Source organism: Streptomyces sp. YKOK-I1 (assembly GCF_054660435.1).
The window spans coordinates 176,699-194,041 of record NZ_BAAGDR010000001.1; the positions used below are offsets into that span (position 1 = coordinate 176,699).

Annotated in this window: 14 protein-coding genes; 4 read left to right on the forward strand and 10 right to left on the reverse strand. The window is 71.9% G+C overall.

Features of this window, described 5'->3' with window-relative positions; all coding sequences use genetic code 11:
• Window positions 1-82 precede the first annotated feature (82 nt).
• The 3 genes from ACYQ8Q_RS00845 to ACYQ8Q_RS00855 all read right to left on the reverse strand — a co-directional run bounded on the left by ACYQ8Q_RS00845 (window position 83) and on the right by ACYQ8Q_RS00855 (window position 5,487).
• Window positions 83-958, reverse strand: coding sequence for a C40 family peptidase (locus tag ACYQ8Q_RS00845; protein WP_460060766.1), 876 nt, complete (start codon window positions 956-958; stop codon window positions 83-85).
• A gap of 174 nt (window positions 959-1,132) precedes the next feature.
• A complete protein-coding gene (locus tag ACYQ8Q_RS00850) occupies window positions 1,133-4,948 on the reverse strand; it encodes an nSTAND1 domain-containing NTPase (protein ID WP_460060768.1) in 3,816 nt (1,271 codons plus the stop codon).
• A 164-nt stretch (window positions 4,949-5,112) separates the two neighbouring features.
• Window positions 5,113-5,487, reverse strand: coding sequence for a hypothetical protein (locus ACYQ8Q_RS00855; protein ID WP_460060770.1), 375 nt, complete (start codon window positions 5,485-5,487; stop codon window positions 5,113-5,115).
• 379 nt (window positions 5,488-5,866) lie between these two features.
• Between ACYQ8Q_RS00855 and ACYQ8Q_RS00860 the strand changes: the two genes are divergently transcribed.
• Window positions 5,867-7,165, forward strand: a complete 1,299-nt coding sequence (locus ACYQ8Q_RS00860; protein WP_460060772.1) for an NlpC/P60 family protein — start codon at window positions 5,867-5,869, stop codon at window positions 7,163-7,165.
• A 176-nt stretch (window positions 7,166-7,341) separates the two neighbouring features.
• Here the strand turns inward: ACYQ8Q_RS00860 and ACYQ8Q_RS00865 are convergent, their stop codons facing one another.
• The 6 genes from ACYQ8Q_RS00865 to ACYQ8Q_RS00890 form a co-directional block, all read right to left on the reverse strand.
• Window positions 7,342-7,536 carry a hypothetical protein gene (locus tag ACYQ8Q_RS00865; RefSeq protein ID WP_460060773.1) on the reverse strand — a complete coding sequence of 65 codons (195 nt, stop codon included), beginning with the start codon at window positions 7,534-7,536 and terminating at the stop codon, window positions 7,342-7,344.
• Between the two features lie 16 nt (window positions 7,537-7,552).
• Window positions 7,553-8,389, reverse strand: coding sequence for a carbohydrate ABC transporter permease (locus ACYQ8Q_RS00870; RefSeq protein WP_460060775.1), 837 nt, complete (start codon window positions 8,387-8,389; stop codon window positions 7,553-7,555).
• Window positions 8,390-8,391: 2 nt separating this feature from the next.
• Entirely contained in the window at window positions 8,392-9,381 is a 990-nt protein-coding gene (locus ACYQ8Q_RS00875) for a carbohydrate ABC transporter permease (RefSeq protein WP_460060777.1), read from the reverse strand.
• Window positions 9,382-9,458: 77 nt separating this feature from the next.
• The gene (locus ACYQ8Q_RS00880; RefSeq protein WP_460060779.1) at window positions 9,459-10,802 is read right to left on the reverse strand and encodes an ABC transporter substrate-binding protein; all 1,344 of its coding nucleotides are present in this window, start codon (window positions 10,800-10,802) and stop codon (window positions 9,459-9,461) included.
• A 77-nt stretch (window positions 10,803-10,879) separates the two neighbouring features.
• On the reverse strand, window positions 10,880-12,376 hold the full coding sequence (locus ACYQ8Q_RS00885) for a glycoside hydrolase family 32 protein (RefSeq protein WP_460060781.1): 1,497 nt from the start codon (window positions 12,374-12,376) through the stop codon (window positions 10,880-10,882).
• A gap of 376 nt (window positions 12,377-12,752) precedes the next feature.
• Window positions 12,753-13,811 (reverse strand): LacI family DNA-binding transcriptional regulator, encoded by a 1,059-nt coding sequence (locus ACYQ8Q_RS00890; RefSeq protein ID WP_460060783.1) that lies wholly within the window; start codon window positions 13,809-13,811, stop codon window positions 12,753-12,755.
• A 365-nt stretch (window positions 13,812-14,176) separates the two neighbouring features.
• On the opposite strand from ACYQ8Q_RS00890, the gene ACYQ8Q_RS00895 reads away from it, so the two are divergent.
• Window positions 14,177-14,512 carry a hypothetical protein gene (locus ACYQ8Q_RS00895; protein ID WP_460060784.1) on the forward strand — a complete coding sequence of 112 codons (336 nt, stop codon included), beginning with the start codon at window positions 14,177-14,179 and terminating at the stop codon, window positions 14,510-14,512.
• An 83-nt stretch (window positions 14,513-14,595) separates the two neighbouring features.
• On the opposite strand, the gene ACYQ8Q_RS00900 is transcribed toward ACYQ8Q_RS00895, so the two are convergent.
• On the reverse strand, window positions 14,596-15,162 hold the full coding sequence (locus ACYQ8Q_RS00900; protein ID WP_460060786.1) for a class I SAM-dependent methyltransferase: 567 nt from the start codon (window positions 15,160-15,162) through the stop codon (window positions 14,596-14,598).
• Between the two features lie 132 nt (window positions 15,163-15,294).
• Between ACYQ8Q_RS00900 and ACYQ8Q_RS00905 the strand changes: the two genes are divergently transcribed.
• Both ACYQ8Q_RS00905 and ACYQ8Q_RS00910 read left to right on the forward strand, forming a co-directional pair.
• A complete protein-coding gene (locus ACYQ8Q_RS00905) occupies window positions 15,295-16,560 on the forward strand; it encodes a sensor histidine kinase (protein ID WP_460060789.1) in 1,266 nt (421 codons plus the stop codon).
• Window positions 16,557-17,243, forward strand: a complete 687-nt coding sequence (locus tag ACYQ8Q_RS00910; protein WP_460060791.1) for a response regulator — start codon at window positions 16,557-16,559, stop codon at window positions 17,241-17,243. Before ACYQ8Q_RS00905 ends, ACYQ8Q_RS00910 begins: the two co-directional genes overlap by 4 nt.
• The last annotated feature ends 100 nt before the right edge of the window (window positions 17,244-17,343 follow it).

Sequence of the window (17,343 nt, forward strand, 5' to 3'; positions counted from 1 at the left end):
CCAGTCTCCGGGCAGCCCCGCCCGACGTCCGCCCACCGGCTCCTGGACGGCGGGCGGTCGACGCGCGGACGTCGTCGCCCCGTCAGGCGCAGGTGGGCACCCCTTCCAGCCAGGCGGGGCCCTTGATGTAGATGTTGGTCATCCATGCCTTGTAGTCGGGCAGGTAGGACCAGGCGTCGTTGGTGTGGCCGTCGGAGGTGACCTGCTCCGCGTGCTTCTGGCACTCGACGCGGATGGTCGTCGGTTCCGGGAAGGCGTAGACGCGGCGGGCCCGGGTCGACGGTTCGGCCTTGGTCCACACGCCGGTGCCCCAGGTCTCGAAGACATGGCCGGTGACCGGGCCGGTGTCGACGCGCAGTGCGCCGAAGTAGTCGCCGTTCAGCCGGACGTCGCTGACCATGAGCCTGGTGCCGGACTGCCGGGCCTCGACCATCCTGCCCGCGCCCAGGTAGATGGCGATGTGATGCAGGTCCTGCGAGGTGCCCCAGGCCAGCAGGTCGCCCGGCAGCAGCGGGGCGAGCCCCTGGGCGGCGGTGAAGCGTTCGGCGGCGTGGTGCGTGTAGTACTGCCCGGAGGCGACCCCGTTGAGGATGTCCGAGCCAGCGGCCTGTGCGTAGGCGTACCGGACCAGGCCCGAGCAGTCGAAACCGCGCCGCTCGGGGTCGTGCTCGCTGGCCGGGTCCGTGGGATCCACCTGCCCGTAGGTGGCGCCGGGCTGCGCGCCGTGCCCACCGCCCCACGTGTACCAGGTGCCCGCGGCGACCTGCTCGCAGGCCGCGGCGACGGCCCGCTCGGCGGCCGCGGAGGCGCCCGGCGCCAGGACCGCGCACCGGCCGTCCGCGGCGCGGGCGGAAGCGGAGGCAGGGGACGCGAGGGCGGACCCGGGTGTCCCCAGGACGAGTGCCAGTAAGGCGATGAGTGTGCCGATGAGACCGGTCCGGCGGGACATGCGGAACATGCCGGGACCCCCGTTTCGTCGTGTGTGTCGGTCTGCTGGTGTGCTGGTGTGCTGGTGAGGCAGAAGCCTGCGGCCCGCCCCCGCGCGCCGTCGAGACCCCGAGGTGTCCCCTACCGAACGGGCAACGGGAAACCCTGCGGAAACCCCCTCCCACCAGGCTCTTGTGCCATGGGGTCAGCTCGGTCGGCACGCCGGCTCGGGTGCCCCGGACAGCCGCAGCCGGCAGATCGCGGCGATCCGTGCCGGCACGTCGAGGTCCCACAGGCGTACGGTCCCGTCGGTGCTGCTGCTGGCCACGGTCCGCCCGTCCGGGGCGAAGACGGTGCCCCACACGGCGTTCGTGTGACCGGTCAGGGTGGCCCAGGGCCGCCGACCGGCCACCTCCCACAGCCGCACCGTACGGTCGCTGCCGCTGCTGGCCAGCAGTCCGCCGTCGGGCGAGAAGGCGATACCGCGCACCGAGCCGGTGTGGCCGCGCAGCGCCGTGACCTGGCGGTGCCGGGGCACGTCCCACAGGCGTACGGTCCCGTCGTTGCCGCTGCTCGCCAGCGACCGTCCGTCCGGGCTGAACGCCACCGCCCGTACGGCGCCGGTGTGCCCGGTGAACGTGGTCGGCCGACGGCGTCCCGCCACGTCCCACAGCCGTACGGTCAGATCGTCGCCCGCGCTGGCGAGGGTGCGCCCGTCGGGGCTGAAGGCGACGTCGTTGGCGAAGTCGGTGTGGCCGGTGAGGGTGGCCACAAGGCGGTGCCCCGCCACGTCCCACAGCCGCACCGTACGGTCGGCGCCCGCCGACGCCAGCAGGGTGCCGTCGGGGGCGAACGCCACCGCGAACACGTTCCCGCGATGCCCGGGCAGGGTGGCGAGGAGGCGGTGGGCGGCCACGTCCCACAGCCGGACCGTGCCGTCGGAGCCGGCCGAGGCCAGGGTCCGCCCGTCGGGCGCGAACGCCACCGAGAACACGGCCGCGCGGTGGCCGCGCAGCGTCGCGACGACCCGGTGCCGTGCCACCTCCCACAGCCGCACGGTGTGATCGGCGTCGGCGGTCGCCAGCAGCGTGCCGTCGGGGCTGTAGGCGGACTGCCACACCTCGGTGAACGGACGCGCCGTCAGCACCGAGCCGCGCAGGTCCCACAGCACCACCGACTGGTCGAACCCGGCGGTGGCGAGCATCGTCCCGTCGGCGTTGACGGCCACCCCCATCGTGTAGTCGGTGTGGCCGGTGAGCGTCAGCGTCTGCATCCCGCTGTGCACGTCCCACAGCCGGGTCGTGCCGTCCCCGCCCGCGCTGACGACCGTGGCGCCGTCGGGGGCGTAGGCCACCGCGTTGACGTCGTCGCTGTGCCCGTTCAGCACCGCGGTCGTCCGACGCCGGGACACGTCCCACAGCCGCACCGTCCGGTCGGCGCTGCCGCTGGCCAGGCTCCGCCCGTCCGGTGCGAACGCCACGCCGTACACCTCGTCGGTGTGCCCCCGCAGCACGACAGGCCGCCCGTCGCCGGCCGTGTCCCACAGCCGTACGGTCCGGTCGGCGCCGGCCGACGCCAGGGTCCGGCCGTCCGGCGTGTACGCCACGGCGTCGACCTGCCCGGTGTGGCCGGTGAAGGACGCGATGCGCCGCCCGGTGTCGGGGGCCCACAGCTGGACCGTCCCGTCGGCCCCCGCGACCGCGAGCGTGCGCCCGCGGGGATCGAACGCCACGGCCCGGGCGCCCGTGGTGCTCGCCGGCAGCACCGCTTTCGGGTGGTGACCGGCCGTGCCCCACAGCCTGACCGGGGCGTCGGTGGAGGTAGCCGCGAGCGTACGGCCGTCGGGGCTGAAGGCGACCGACCGCACCCGTCCGGGCATCCGGAACGTGGCGGTCGTACGGCGGTCGGCGAGCCGGCGCAGCGTCACCGTGCCGTCCGAACTGCCCGTCGCCAGAGTCCGGCCGTCGGGCGCGAACGCCACCGAGTTGACCGGGCCGCGGTGTCCGCCGAGCCGGGCCGAGAACGGCTGCGCCTGCGTGCTCAGCAGGGCGCCGCGCGCCTCCGGCGTCACCTGCGAACGGTAGGCAGCTGCCGCGAGCAGCATGGAGGCCTCGGGCTGTCCGGCGGCCAGGGACGTGGACTGCAGGGCGAGGGCCTTGGAGCGGGCGACCCGCTCCTGCTGCAGGGCGGCCGCGCGTTGCTGGTACGCCAGGGCCCCGGCGGTGACGGCCAGGGCCAGCAGCACGACCAGCGTGGCCAGCGTGCCCTGCCGGCGCCGCACCTGGCGCCGGGCCAGCCGCTGCCGTTGCGCCTCCTCGGCCAGGCTGGCTCGCAGGAAGGCCTCCTCCTGCGCGCTGAGCCCGGTTCTGCCGTCGTGTTCCTGCGCCCAGGCACGAACGGTGTCCAGCCGGGTGCCCCGGAAGAGGGCGGACGCGTCGCGGCCTTCACGCTCCCATTCGTCGGCGGCCTGGGCGAGCTGCTGGTGGATCAGCAGCCCGGCCCGATCGGCGTCGATCCAGCCGCGCAGCCGCGGCCAGGCGTGCAGCAGCGCCTCGTGGGCGATCTCCACCGTGTCCCGGTCGGCGGTGATCAGCCTGGCCCGCACGAACGCGTCCAGGGCGGCCCCGGCGCCGTCCGCGTCGGCCGCCCGCTCCAACAGCGTCCTCCGGCTCATCCGGCGCCGCGTCGGACCGGTGCCGTCGGCGACGTGCACCAGGCGCACCAGGATCCGGCGGATCGTCTGCTGCTCGGACGGGTACAGCCCCGCGAACACGCTCTCGGCGGTCCGCGCGACCGCGCCCCGGATCCCGCCGGTGCGCTCGTACCCGGCGACGGTCAGCGTGGCGCCCTCGCGCCGCTGCCAGGTCTCCAGCAGCGCGTGGGAGATCGACGGGAGCGCACCGGAAGGGGTGACGTCCGCCGCGGTGCCCGGTTCGCCCCGCAGGCCCGCGTCCCTCAGCAGCAGGGGGACCAGGCCCGACTCCAGGGTCAGTCCGGCGAGTTCGGCGGGCCGGGTGACCGCCTCCCGCAGCTCGGCCACGGACATCGGGGGCAGCACGAACAGGCCGTCGGCGAAGGCCGGGGCCAGCTCGGGCAGTTCGAGGCAGCCGCCGGACAGGTCGGCCCGCACGCCGAGGACCACGACCGCCGGGGCCTGGTCCTCGGCGTCCGACGGGCGGGACCTGGACAGGGCGCACAACACCCGCACGAAAGCCCGTCGTTCGTCGTCGTCGGTGCAGAGGGTGAACAGCTCCTCGAACTGGTCGACGAGCAGCACCGGCCGCAGCGGCGGGGGCCGTCTCTCCGCGGTGGCGCCCGGGTTGCCGTCCACCGCGCGGCGCACCGCCTCCAGCAGGACCTCGGGCCGCTCCCGCACCTGGCGTACGGTGATGCCGAGATCACCGTCCACGGCCTTCGCGACGCCGGTCAGCAGCTCCTCCAGCGGATGCGCGGTGGGCGTGAACACCGCGACCGGCCACCGCTCGGCGCCCGGCATGGGAAAGCCCCCGGGGCGCCGGAAGGCCGGTACGAGACCGGCGTTCAGCAGCGACGACTTGCCGGCCCCCGAGGGCGCGACGACGATCAGGGGCCCGTCGCCGATCCGTTCGAAGACCCGCTCCACCACCGCGGCGGTGGCCCGCTCGCGGCCGAAGAACCATGCGGTGTCCTGCGCGGTGAACGCCGACAGGCCCCGGTAGGGACATGCGCCGTCGGACCGCGCCGGACCGGTCGCGGAGCCCTCGCTCTGCCCGTTCGGCGAGGAATCCGGCGTCAGCAGCCGCAGCAGGGCGCCCTCGGCGCCCAGTATCCGGTCGCAGCGGCGCGCGACATCGACGCTCGCCGGCTTCGCCCCCGTCTCGATCTTGCTGAGGTAGCCCTTGCTGTAATGGGTCTGCCGGGCCAAGTCGGCCAGCGACAGCCCGCGCTGGCGGCGCAGCCGTCGCAGCTGGGCAGGGAAGGACGCGACGGCGCCGTCCGGCGGCACCGGTTCGCGTCGGTCGCCGGTGTGCTGCTCCCCCACAGCTTCCCCCAGGGTGTTGCGCGCGCAAGCGCCGCGATATACAGCGGATGCACAGGCTACTGCGGGGGGAGGACGGTCGACCAAGCCTTTCACCCGTGTGGCGCAGACATGAACGTCCGCAACCGCGGCCGCGGTTGCGGACGTTCATGTCCGGGCGAGGAGTGCTACGGACGGTTGAGCTTGATGGAGTTGACCGGTTCCAGGTCGGCCCACACGCCGCCCTGCGCCGGGATGGTGTAGTTGCAGTTGGTACCGCCGTAGTTCAGGCACAGTTCGGCGGTGGCACCGCCGGTCTGGTTGTTCAGGACCCAGTGCCAGCCGTGCTGGTTGCTCAGGTTGTGGGGCCCGTAGCTCCAGTAGACGTTGCTCGGGCTCTGGGCGGGGTCCTGGCCCTGCGGATAGATGCAGACGGCGCCGGACGGACATCCGGCCCAGTCCCCGGCGGCTGCGGCGGGCCGGGCCTGGGCCGCCCCGCTCATCGCCACCACCGCGGCCGCCGTCGTCGCGAGCGCCGCGGCGCCACGGAAGATCTTGCGCATGGTTCCCCCTTGCGGTCGTCCTGCCTGTTCGCAGGTCGTGTCTGATCCGAGCCACCAGACTGGCCGCCGCGCTCGGAGAGGTCGACGGGTTTCCCGTCGCCCGTCGGCCGCGCCACCGGGAAACCTGCCGTGACCAGCAGAAACACGGAAGAGAGAGGCAACGCCGGCAGGCGTCCTACTGGTCGTTCTCCATCCGGTCGTACGCGGGGGCCAGAAGGACGCCTCTGCCCACCGGGGTTTCCCAAGGGTTTCCCGTTGCCCGTTCAGCCGGGCAACGTCCGCGCCTCGACAGGACGGTCGCGCCGCCAGCAGGCTGCCGGGAGCACCCACTTCACCCACACCCACAGCACACGGCCGGAGAAGGAAAACGGGGAACGACATGAGAAGACAGAACCACCGCGGCCGTGACCGCGACGGAACACCGCACGGCCGCTTCCGACCGCTGCGGCTGCTGCTCGCCGCCGCCGTGGCCGTCGCCTGCCTGGCCCTGCCGACAGCGGCGCCCGCAACCGCCGCACCGACCGCACCGGCCGCCGACACCTGTGCGCCGCTGAAAGCGGGAGCGAGCATCGCCGCCCAGGACGCCGTCAACGTCGCCTGCCGTTACGTCGGTTGGACGTACGCCTGGGGCGGCGGCCACGCCGGGGGCCTGCCCGGTCCCAGCCAGGGCATGCTGGACCCGACGGACCCGAGGTCCATCAACGATCCGACGTACTGGAGCTTCGACTGCATCGGACTCGTGCGCTGGGCCTGGTACAAGGCCACCCGCCAGGACATCATCAGCGAGCGCACCACCCAGTCCACCTGGCAGAACCCGGGCTACGCGCACACCAGGTTCACCAAGGCGCAGGGCGAGGCCCCGCTGTTGCCCGGTGACATCATGTACTTCGGCGAGGGACTCAGCCACGTCGCCCTCTACCTCGGCAACGGCAAGAGACTCGAATCGCCCCAGTCGGGCGAGGTCATCAGGGTCTCGGACATCCCCTGGGCCGGCTACCAGGGTTCGCTGCGGCCCGACGTCTCGGGCGTCTTCCCGGTGTGGGAGTACGACGGTCTCGGCAAGCAGGTGAAGACCTGGGGCCAGCCGAACCTGCGCAACGACTCCACCACCGGCAGCGGCATCAACTGGACCATCAGCAACGGCATTTCCGTCGCCGTGCGGGCGCTGTGCCAGCGCGTCGGGGAACGCGCCACCGTGGACGGCATGGTCAACAACGTCTGGACCTATCTGCCCGACTACCGCAGCTGGGTCAGCAACCTGTTCATCCAGGGCCCGGCGATCACACCTGGTGTGCCGTCGTGCGGGGAGTTCCCGAGAATCGGCGGCACACTGGAGGGCGCTTCCTCCAACACTTCCTGCGGTGACGGCACCCCACCCGATTCCGCCGGTGCGTGGACGGCCAAGTCCGCCACCGTGTTCGGCCGTACCGTCGAGCTGCGCTACAACGGCACGACCGCCTGTGCCTGGGGCCGTATCACCGGAGGCACGGTCGGTGACGAGATCTGGGTCGATCGCAGCAATGACGGCGGGAACACCTGGGAGCCGATGCTCGGCTACACGACCGTCACCTCGGGCGGCGACGCGTACACCACCCAGTGGAACGACAACGGCCTGGTGATGCGTGCCTGCGGCACCAACGGCAAGGGCGGCTCCATCGTCTGCACGGGCTGGTTCTGAACCAATGGCACGACTGGGTCGTCTCCTCCACCGCCCTCTGCCCGGACACGATGCCCACACCCGCACGCACCGCCCGGCGGCGATCACCGCGACCGTACGGTCCTCGACCGTGCCGGTGGCGAACGCGGTCATCCCGTGCGCCGGGCCCAACGGTGTGTCGTCGATCGTCCGGCCGGTCACCGGATCCTCGAACCGTACGGCGTCGGGGAGGACGCTGACGGCGTAGGAACGGCCCCGGTCGGCAGTTCGACGGCCACCGGGGCCAACCGGTCGTCGTCCGCGGCGATCTCCGGAGGCTGGGCTTCGTCCGTGAGTTCCTCCCGGGTGGTCAGGTCGGCGGGGAGGAGCCTTGCGCTGGTGGTGTCGTGCACGTTCGCGGCGGTGAGGTCAGCCCTTGACCGCGGAGCTGGCGACGCCCTGGACGAACCACCGCTGGAAGAACGCGAAGACGATCAGGACGGGCAGGACGAGCAGGACACCGAAGGCGAGGACCTGGCCCCAGTCGACGGGCATCTGGCCCTGGAAGACGCTCATCTCCAGGGGCAGCGGGCGCACCGCGGGGTCGGAGACCATCAGGACGGGCCAGAGGAAGGAGCCCCACTGGGTGAGGAAGGTCAGGATCGCGACGGACGCGAAGACCGGCTTCGACATCGGGACGACGATCGCGAAGAAGGTGCGCCAGGGCCCGGCGCCGTCGATGCGGGCGGCCTCCTCGATGCTGGGCGGGATGGCGCGGAAGAACGTGGCGAACTGGTAGATGGAGAAGGCGTTGGCGATGAAGGGGACCGCCTGGATGGCGATGGTGTTGCGCTCGTCGTTGAACAGGTAGAACAGCGGGACGGCAACTGCTTCGAACGGCACCAGCATCAGCAGCAGCACGACGGTGAAGACGACGCCCTGGCCCCGCCAGCGCAGTCGGGTCAGTCCGTAGGCGGCCATGGAGTTGACGATCAGCCCGCCGAGGACCACGACGGCGGACAGGAGCAGCGAGATGCCCATGAAGCGCCAGAAGTAGCCGGTGGCGTCGGAGTCGAAGCTGCTGAGGACGGCGCGGTAGTTGTCGAAGGACAGATGGGTGGGGAGGAAGCCGGTCAGGCCGCTCAGCACCTGGTCGGAGGGCTTGAAGCTGCCGAGGACCAGGTAGAGGACGGGCAGGACGAACAGGAACGCCAGCGTGCTGAGGACGGTGTAGTCGAGGAGGCGGCGCAGGGGTGTGCGGGTCATGGTCAGTCCTCGGTGCCGGTGCGGACGACGCGGCGCTGGATGAGGGTCAGGGCGACGACGATCAGGAAGAAGACGACGGTGATCGCGGATGCCTGGCCGATGTTGTTCTGGTCGAAGGCGGTGGTGACGGCCTGGTACATGACGGTGCGGGTGGCGTCCTCGTCGAGTCCGCCGCCCTTGACGAGGACGTAGACCTGGTCGAAGACCCGGAAGGAGAGGACGGAGGTGAGCAGGGCGACGAAGGTGAGGGTGGGACGGATGCCGGGCAGGGTGACGTGGCGGAACTGCTGCCAGCGGGAGGCCCGGTCGAGTTCGGCGGCCTCGTAGAGTTCGCCGGGGATCTGCTGGAGGCCGGCGAGCAGGATGACCATCTGGAAGCCGACGCCCTGCCACACGGACAGCACGATGATCGACGCCATCGCGGTGAGACCGTCGCCGAGCCAGTCGAAGGCCCCCCAGTTGCCGAAACTCAGCGCGTGCAGGGCGGAGTTGAGCAGACCGTCACCGCTGCGGGCGAGGATGAGCCGCCAGATGACGGCGACCAGGGCCATGGGGAAGACGACCGGCAGGAAGAACAGGGACCGGAAGAAGCCGATCGCCTTGAGCTTGCGGTTGAGCAGGATCGCCAGGCCGAGCGCGAGGGCGGTCTGCAGCGGTACGACGACCGCGGCGAAGGTGAGGTTGTTCAGCAGGGCCCGCAGGAAGGGGCCTGACATGTCGGGGTCGGTGAAGATCCGCCGGTACTGCTCGACGCCGAAGAAGCGCGGCGGGAGCGGGGAGCCGAGCCGCACGTTGTAGAAGGACAGCACGACGGCGTAGACGAAGGGCACGCCGACGAAGGCGATCAGTCCGCCGAGGGCTGGAGCGGACATCAGCAGTCCGTGCACCCCTTCGCGGTGGGGACGCCGGGACCGTAGGAGGGTGCCGGAGGGCGCCGACAGGCTGGGCTTGCGCCCGTCCGGTGTGGCGGGGGCGGGTTTCACGGTGGTCACGGTAGAGGTCCTCTTCCGGGCCGGGAGGTACGGGCGCTGTCAGAGTGGGTCCGTCCCTCCCGGCTGCTGGATGCCGGCTACTGCAGCTTGTAGCCGTCGTTGTCCGAGAAGTCCTGGTCGATGGCGCGGGCGGCCTTGGCCAGGGCGGTCTTCGGGTCGGCGCCGCCGTAGATGTCGCTCAGCGCCTGGCTGAACTTGGCGGTGACCGTGGGGTATCCGGCGGTGATCGGCCGGGTCACGGCGACACAGGACGTGTCGATGGTGGTGTCACCGCACGGCTTGGCGAGCTGGTCGGCGTAGAGCTGGAGCGGGCCGCCCTGCTTGTACAGGCTGCTCTGGGCGAGCGCGGACTTGGTGCCGGGAGGGGCACCGTTGGCCGTGGTCATCGCGGTGATGTTGGTGTCGTCGAGGAGGGAGTCGAGGAAGGCTCCGGCGGCCTTGCCGTTCTTGGTGTTGGCGCCGATGCCCCACTCCCAGGAGCCCTGGCCGGTCTTGGGGCCGTTGCCGAAGTCGGGCAGGGGCAGGACGACGAGGTCGTCACCGAGGGCCTTGCTGTAGGTGGGGTACATCCAGTGGCCGACCCAGCTGAGGGCGACGCGGCCCTTGGCGAAGGCGTTGCCGTCGGTGTTGGGGTCGGTGTACTGCTTCCAGGACTGGAACGTCTTCAGTGCCGAGGCCACCGCCGGGGTGTCCAGGGCGCCGTCGGCTTTGCCGTTCTTGAGGAGGGAGCCGCCGGCCGACCAGACGATGGGGGCGAAGCCGTAGGTGCCCCACTCGTTGGCGTACCCGCCGCTTTCCTGGAGGTCCAGGCTCTTGCCGTCGGAGTCCTTGGCGGCCAGCTTCTTGACGGCGTCGGTGAACTCTGCGGCGGTCCAGGCGTCGGACAGTCCGGTCGGGTACTTGATGCCGGCGGCGTCCAGCAGCTTCTTGTTGCCGTAGATGCCGAGCCCCGAGTCGTACATGCCCAGGCCGTACTGCTTGCCGTTGATCTCGCCCTCGGCCTTGATGGCGTCGGTGGCGTTGGCCAGGGTCTTGGCGGAGACGTAGTCGTTGATCGCGGCGAGCTTCTTGTTGTAGACGAAGTTCGCCATGGTCGGGCCGTCGAACTCCATCACGTCCGGCAGCTTGGCGGCGTCGGTGGCGGTGATGGTCTTGGTGTAGTCGGTGTCGGGGATCAGAGTCAGCTTGACCTTGACCTTCTTCTGTGAGGAGTTGAAGGTCTTCACCGCGTTCTGCAGGGCGGCGGCCTCGCTGGCCTGGCCCTGGTGGGCCCAGACGGTGATGGTGCCCGTGCCGCTGCCCTGCTCGGCGGAGGTGTCGGTGCCGCCGCTGGGGCCGCAGGCGGCCAGCGCGGCCAGGGGCAGGACGAGGGCCAGGGTCGTGGCCGCCGTGCGGCGGGATCTTGTGGTGCCGGGGTTCATACGGGGTGCCTCCGGTGTGTGGTGCGGGTGAGGGCGGGTGGTGCGGAGGTGTGGGGGATTCGGGATCGGCACGCGGCCTACGGGGACGCGGGCGATGACTCCGTCAGGGAGACCTGGCCGTGCGGCAGGTCGGTGTCGGTGCTCGGCTCCTTGACCGTGAGGGGCAGTAGCTGCCAGGCGTCGACGGTGTAGCTCAGGTGCTCGTCCGGTGCGGTGCGGGCGTCAAGGCGCCAGGGGCCGTCGCCCGTCGGGTAGAAGCGCAGGGTGAGCACCTGGCCGGTGGTGGTGAGGAAGACTTCGGCGATGGAGTGGTCGACGACCAGCCGCAGCTCGAGCGGCTGCCCCGTGGGGCAGGGCATCCGGTAGGAACCGCCGCGGGCGCGGCCGTCCTGCGAGGCGTGGTCGCGGTCGACGACCAGTTCGCCCGCCGGGGCGTCGAAGTGGATGGCGAGGTATTCGTCGGGACCGGTGAGCAGCCGCAGGCTCGCCGTCCCGGTCGTCTCCAGCCGGGCCGTCAGGTCGAAGGCGCGGCCCACGCTGCCCAGTTCCACGGGCTGCGGGCCGTGCGCCTCACCTTCCGCGTGAAGAGCCGACTCGCCTCGCAGGGCGAGGAGTTCGGCGGCGGGTTGCTGGTGCAGGGTGCCGTCGGCCCTGGTGGAGATCTCGCGGGGCAGGGTCAACGCACCGGCCCATCCGTCGGCGACCGCCCAGCTCTCCTCGCGGGCTTCCGCGGACCAGCCCCACAGCAGCCACCGGCCGCCCGGTGCGCGCAGCAGGGCGGGCGCGTAGCAGTCCGGGCCGTGGTCGACGAGCAGGGGCGGGCCGGCCTCGAAGGTGTCTCCGTGTTCCTCGCCGATCAGGGCGGTGACGCAGCGGTCGCCGTCATGGTCGTTCCAGGCGCTGAAGATGAGGGCCCCGGGATGTCCGGACTGCGGCGGCAGGTACTGCGGGCACTCCCAGCCCTCGCCGGTGTGCAGAGCGGTGCCGGCGACCGGCTCCTGCTCGCGGCCCTCGAAGGGGCCCAGATAGGTCCAGGTCTCCAGGTCCGCCGACTCGTACAGCAGGGCCGCGCCGCGACCGTCCGCGAGGGCGGCGCCGACCAGCATCCGCCACCGCTCGCCGTCCCGCCACACGTACGGGTCGCGGTACATGGAGCAGTCCTCGGGCCAGGTGGGGATGACCAGGTTGCTTCGCCGGCTGAAGGTACGGCCTCCGTCGCGGGAGGTGGCGGTGGTGACCGGCTGGTGCTGGGGCGAGCGGTCCCAGCGGTTCGCGGAGTAGAAGGCGATCATCCGGTCGCCGTCGGAGACGGCGTTGCCGGAGAAGCAGCCGTCGGCGTCCACGCCCCCCGGGGCCGGGGTCAGGGCGATCGGCAGCGGCTCCCAGCTCAGCAGGTCGGGGCTGCGGAAGTGGCCCCAGTGCATGTTCGCGTGCGTCGCGCCAGTGGGGTTGTACTGGTAGAACACGTGGTAGTGGCCGTCATGGAAGACCAGCCCGTTGGGGTCGTTGATCCAGTTCCGGGGCGGTCGCAGATGCGCGACGGGCCGGTACGGATCGCAGGGCGCGGTGGACACACGCGTGCCTTTCGGTATGTGCGGCAGAGCATGCGAGGACGACGGTCACCGGACACGGCCGGCCACGATCTCCTCGTGGAACCCGGTGCAGGCGCCTTCCCCCAGCGCCCGCTGCCCGCCCTCCGTGAGGTCGGGTCCGGCATGATGCCGACGGCGAGGGGTGGGAAAGCTGTTTCGAGCGCCGACCGCTGGTCGGCGAGGAGCGCCCGGGTCAGTACTCCGAGGCGCTGTCGGATGTCAGGCGGGAATGCCGCCTCGACCGCCCATTGAAAATCTCAGGGGACATCTGTGTACCCTCACTGTGTTCCATGTACTGACAGGACCGACGACCGGTTGCGACGGTCGCCTGTCACGGTGTTGCTTCGTCGTCCCGGGGTCAGAGTCGGGACGGCGGAGCGACCGATGCCCGCGCCACCAGCGGGCAAGGCAGCAATTCCTTCATGTCCGGGCCCGGTGGCCGGCCCGGAGACTTGGTGAGTGCGAGCAGCTGGGCCACGGCCCGTGCCCCCATCTCGTAGTGCGGGAGTTGAACCGTGCTCAACTGCGGGTGAACCGACTCGCAGACCAGCTCCTGGTTGTCGAACCCGATGACTGACAGGTCACCGGGGATGGACAGCCCCAGCTCGGCGGCGGCCCGGTAGGCACCGGCGGCCATCCGGTCGTTGAAGCAGAACAGGGCCGTGGGGCGCCGGTCCGCCGTCAGCAGGCGCCGCGCGGCCCGGTAGCCCGTCTCGACGTCACCGGCGACCGTGTTGAACGGCACCGCCGTCTCGGCCGCGACCAGCGACGGGTCGTAGGCGATACCGGCCTCGGCCAGTGCCTTGCGGTAGCCCTCCAGGCGGCCCTTGCGGGCGGGAAGGTCGACCGTCTGTACGGTCACGCCGATCCGGCGGTGGCCGTGGCCGATCAGCTCGCGCACCGCCGTGTAACCGCCCTGGACCTCGTCGGGCACCACGGAGGGAACGGCGGAGTCGGCCGTGCCCGCGTCGAGCAGCACCGTGGGCGTGGCGCGCAGGGCCTCCGGCAGTTCCACGATGCGGTGGTACATGGCCGCGTACACCACGCCGTCCACCTGCCGCTGGAGCAGCATCTCGATGCTCGTGCGCTCCAGTTCGGCGTCGCCGCTGGTGTTGACCAGCAGCAGCACCAGGCCCTCGGCCGCGGCGGCCTCCTGGGCTCCGAGGATCATACGGCCCGCGTGGGGGGTGGTGGCGATCTGGTCGCTGACGAAGCCGATGGTCTGCGACCGCTGCGTCCTCAGCCCGCGGGCGAGTCCGTTCGGCGCGTACCCGAGCTGGTCGGCGGCCTTCCAGACGCGCTGACGCGTCTCTTCGCTGATCCGCTTGCCCTCGACCCGGTTCAGGACATGCGACACGGTCGCGGTCGACACACCGGCCGCCGCGGCCACGTCCTTGATCCCGATCCGGCGCACCATTGCCCCCGCCCAAAGTGGTTGATTCCGGTTTGCCTAATCGTTTAGCCAACCGTGTGGAGATGAGGGTGCCCTCTGGCCGAAGCGACTGTCAATGCCTCGTTACGAACTCGTGGCCGCGGCATGTCGAGGGACAGCGCGAGTGCCGGTCGCGCGGATTGCCCTGAGGGCGGCAGGACGCCGACCGCATTCACCGATGCGGTGTCGCGCACGATCAGGAACGGCTCGCCGGTGCACCAGAACCCGCTCGGGCGGCGCATCGGGGGCGGCCATCCGGGCCGACAGCAGCCGGCGACCTGCCCGGCTGACGGCTTCCGGCGACTGGGCGACGGAGCTCAGGCGGGACGCGAGGAGGTGGGCGGTCGGTCATGCAGCGCGTCGTAGCAGCCCAGAGCCGCGTGTCGCCGACCGTGACCACCGCGGTGGCCCCCTCTTCGCTGGTTGGAGGTGTGCGAGCGGGCGCCTGGTCCCGTCGCCCGCCGCGTGAGAAGGGAAAAGGAAACGGCGCGGGAGCGAACGGGCCGACCAGGCCGGTGCTGCGCGCGATTGATCTGACGCGTGGGTACGGCGAGGACGAGAGTTCCGTGCCCTGGACCACCGGCTGCGGCCTCACCGGCAAGTTCGCGGTCCCTTCCATTCCGCGTCAGCAGCCGAGCCCGCTGACGCACGAGGACGGCGTTGGTAACTGCTGGAACGGTGCCTGAACGACGGCTTCTGTGCCGCATGGCTCTCCTCGCGCAGGGTCTCCCCCTGGCGCTGGTCCCCGCTCTGGCGGGCCGGCTTGCGGTCATGGCCTCCGGGTGGCCCGGTGCACGAAGGCGGGCGGGAGGTTCGCCCACACCGGCTTCGAGCGCTCCAACCGGTCGAAGCGGCAGGCGAGTTCGGCGGTGAAGTGGCGGGCGGGCGGGGTCCGGGCCGCGTGCAGATAGGCGAAGGTGGTGAACACGCCGCCGGGCGAGAGGACTTCGGTCACGGCGTCCAGGATGTGCCCGCGCCGGTCCCGCGGCATGACCGTCCACGGCAGCCCGGAGACCACCGCGTCGACCGGTTCGCCCACCGCGGCGGCCAGCCCGGCGGCCGAACCCTGGACCACGGTCAGCCGGCTGTCGCGCCGGGTGGCCGCCAGCCGGGCCGCGAGCACCGGGTTGAGTTCGACCGCGACGAGCCGTGCGTTGGCTGCGAGGCGATCGAGGATCGCGTCGGTGAACACCCCGGTCCCCGGGCCGAGTTCGGCGACGAGCCGGGCTCCCTCCAGGCCGATGCCCTCGGTCATCGCGTACGCCAGCCGCCGTGAACTGGCCGCCACGGCACCGGTCATGAGGGGCCGTCTGAGGAACTCGGTGGTGATCGACATGACGGCCATGGTGGAAGCGCCCCGGGTGGCCGCACGTCGTATCCCCGGCCGGTGTCCGTACGACCGCGGGAGGACCCGGTGACGCCCGCCAGGACGATGCCGGGGAGCGGGCCCCGGCCGTAACGTGAGGCGGTGCAACGGCTGATCGAGACCCTGCCCCGCCTGCGACGCGAACACCCGTGGCTGACGGACGTCCTGCTGCTCGTGCTGGTGGCCGTGCCCCCGGTGATCCGACCGCAGCCGGGCTGGCGGCCCGTCTGGGTACAGGCGGGCGTCTACGCCGCCCTGGTGCTGCCCCTGCTGTGGCGCCGCCATCGGCCGGTCCTCGTCGCGGCCCTGGTGACGGCCGCGTTCTGGGCGCAGTACCTCGGACAGGTGTGGGGACAGGAACCAGGACGCGGCGCCGTCGCCCTGGCCGCGGTCCTGGCCACCCTCACGGTACGCGGACTGCGCCGCGCCGCCGCGGCGACGGTGGTCTGTGCCGCAGGCTGCGTAGTGCTGTGGATTCCCGCCTGGCAGCGGGACTACGGGGGTCCGGGCGCCCGCGGTGCCTGGCTCACCCCGCTCGCCGTGGGGCTCCTGCTGGCCGGGGCCTGGGTGTACGGCGAGTACGTCCGTGCCCGCCGCGCCCATGTCGCCGAGTTCGAGCGACGGGCCGCGCTCGCCGAGTCGGAGCGCCTCGCCCTGGCCCGGGTCGCCGTCGCCGAGGAGCGGGCCCGCATCGCCCGCGAGATCCACGACGTCCTCGCGCACAGCGTGAGCGTGATGGTGCTGAACGCCGAGGGCGGCAGGCTGATGCGGCACACCGACCCCACGGTCGTCGACCGCACCCTCGGCGTCATCAGCGCGACCGGCCGCGAGGCCCTGGACGAACTGCGTCGGCTGCTCGAGGTGCTGCGCACTCCCGAGGCGGACGCCGAAGCCGGCGGCCCCGGCCCCGGGCCACAAAACGGTGGGGCCGGTGAGTCCCTCTCGGCCGATCTCCGGCGGCTGGTCGGGCGCCTCAACACGAGCGGCACGCGCGCCCGCCTGGACCTCCGTGGAGAGCGGGACGGTCTTCCGGCGGACCTCACCGCGCAGACGTACCGCATCGTGCAGGAGGCACTCACCAACGTCGTCAAGCACGCGCCACCGGACACCATGATCCATGTACGGCTGGACACGGGCACCGAGGGGCCGGGACGGCTGGTCCACGTCCAGGTGGAGAACTCAGCCGGAGCGGGAGCCGCCCCGGAGCACCCCGGCCCACCGCTCTCCGGTCACGGACTCACCGGCATGCGTGAACGCACCGCCCTGTACGGCGGGACCGTCGACGCCGGGCCCACACCCGACGGGGGCTACCGGGTCACCGCGACCCTGCGCCCCGCCCAGCCCGAACCCACCACGGCGACCCCATGACCGGCCGGGCCCCCACCCCGTCGCCGTCGCGGGTGCTGATCTGCGACGACCAGGAGCTCATCCGGATGGGACTGCGCATGGTCATCGACAGCCAGCCCGACCTCACCGTGGTGGGCGAGGCCGCCGACGGGGATACGGCGATCACCGGCGTGGCGGCCCTGGAGCCGGACCTCGTCCTGATGGACGTACGCATGCCCGGCCTGGACGGACTCGCCGCGACCGAACTCCTCTGCGCGCAGCCCAATGGACCCCGGATCCTTGTCGTCACGACCTTCGACCTCGACGAGTACGCCTACGCGGCGCTGCGCGCCGGCGCGAACGGCTTCCTCGTCAAGGACGCCCCCGCCGAGGAGATCCTGGTGACCGTCCGGGCGGTGCTGCGGGGCGAGGTCATGGTGGCGCCCTCCCTCACCCGGCGCCTGGTCGACCGCTTCGTCCGCCAGGCCCCCGCGTCCGTGCCCGCCCAGCGAAGCCGCCTGGCCGCGCTCACCGGCCGGGAACGGGAAGTCCTTGCGCTGGTCGCCAAAGGGCTGGCCAACGGCGAGATCGCCGACCGCCTCTTCGTGGGAGAGACGACCGTCAAGACCCACCTCGGCCGCATCCTGACCAAGCTCGGTCTCCGTGACCGTGTCCACGCGGTGATCTTCGCCTACGAGAGCGGGTTGATACGGGCCGGGGACTGAGCAGCGGCGGGCTGCCCGCACCGCCCTGCTTGCAGGAATACCCGCGGTGGGTTCCGCGTTGCCTTGCCGCGCCGGGGCGGGCGGTGGCCGCGCCCACCGA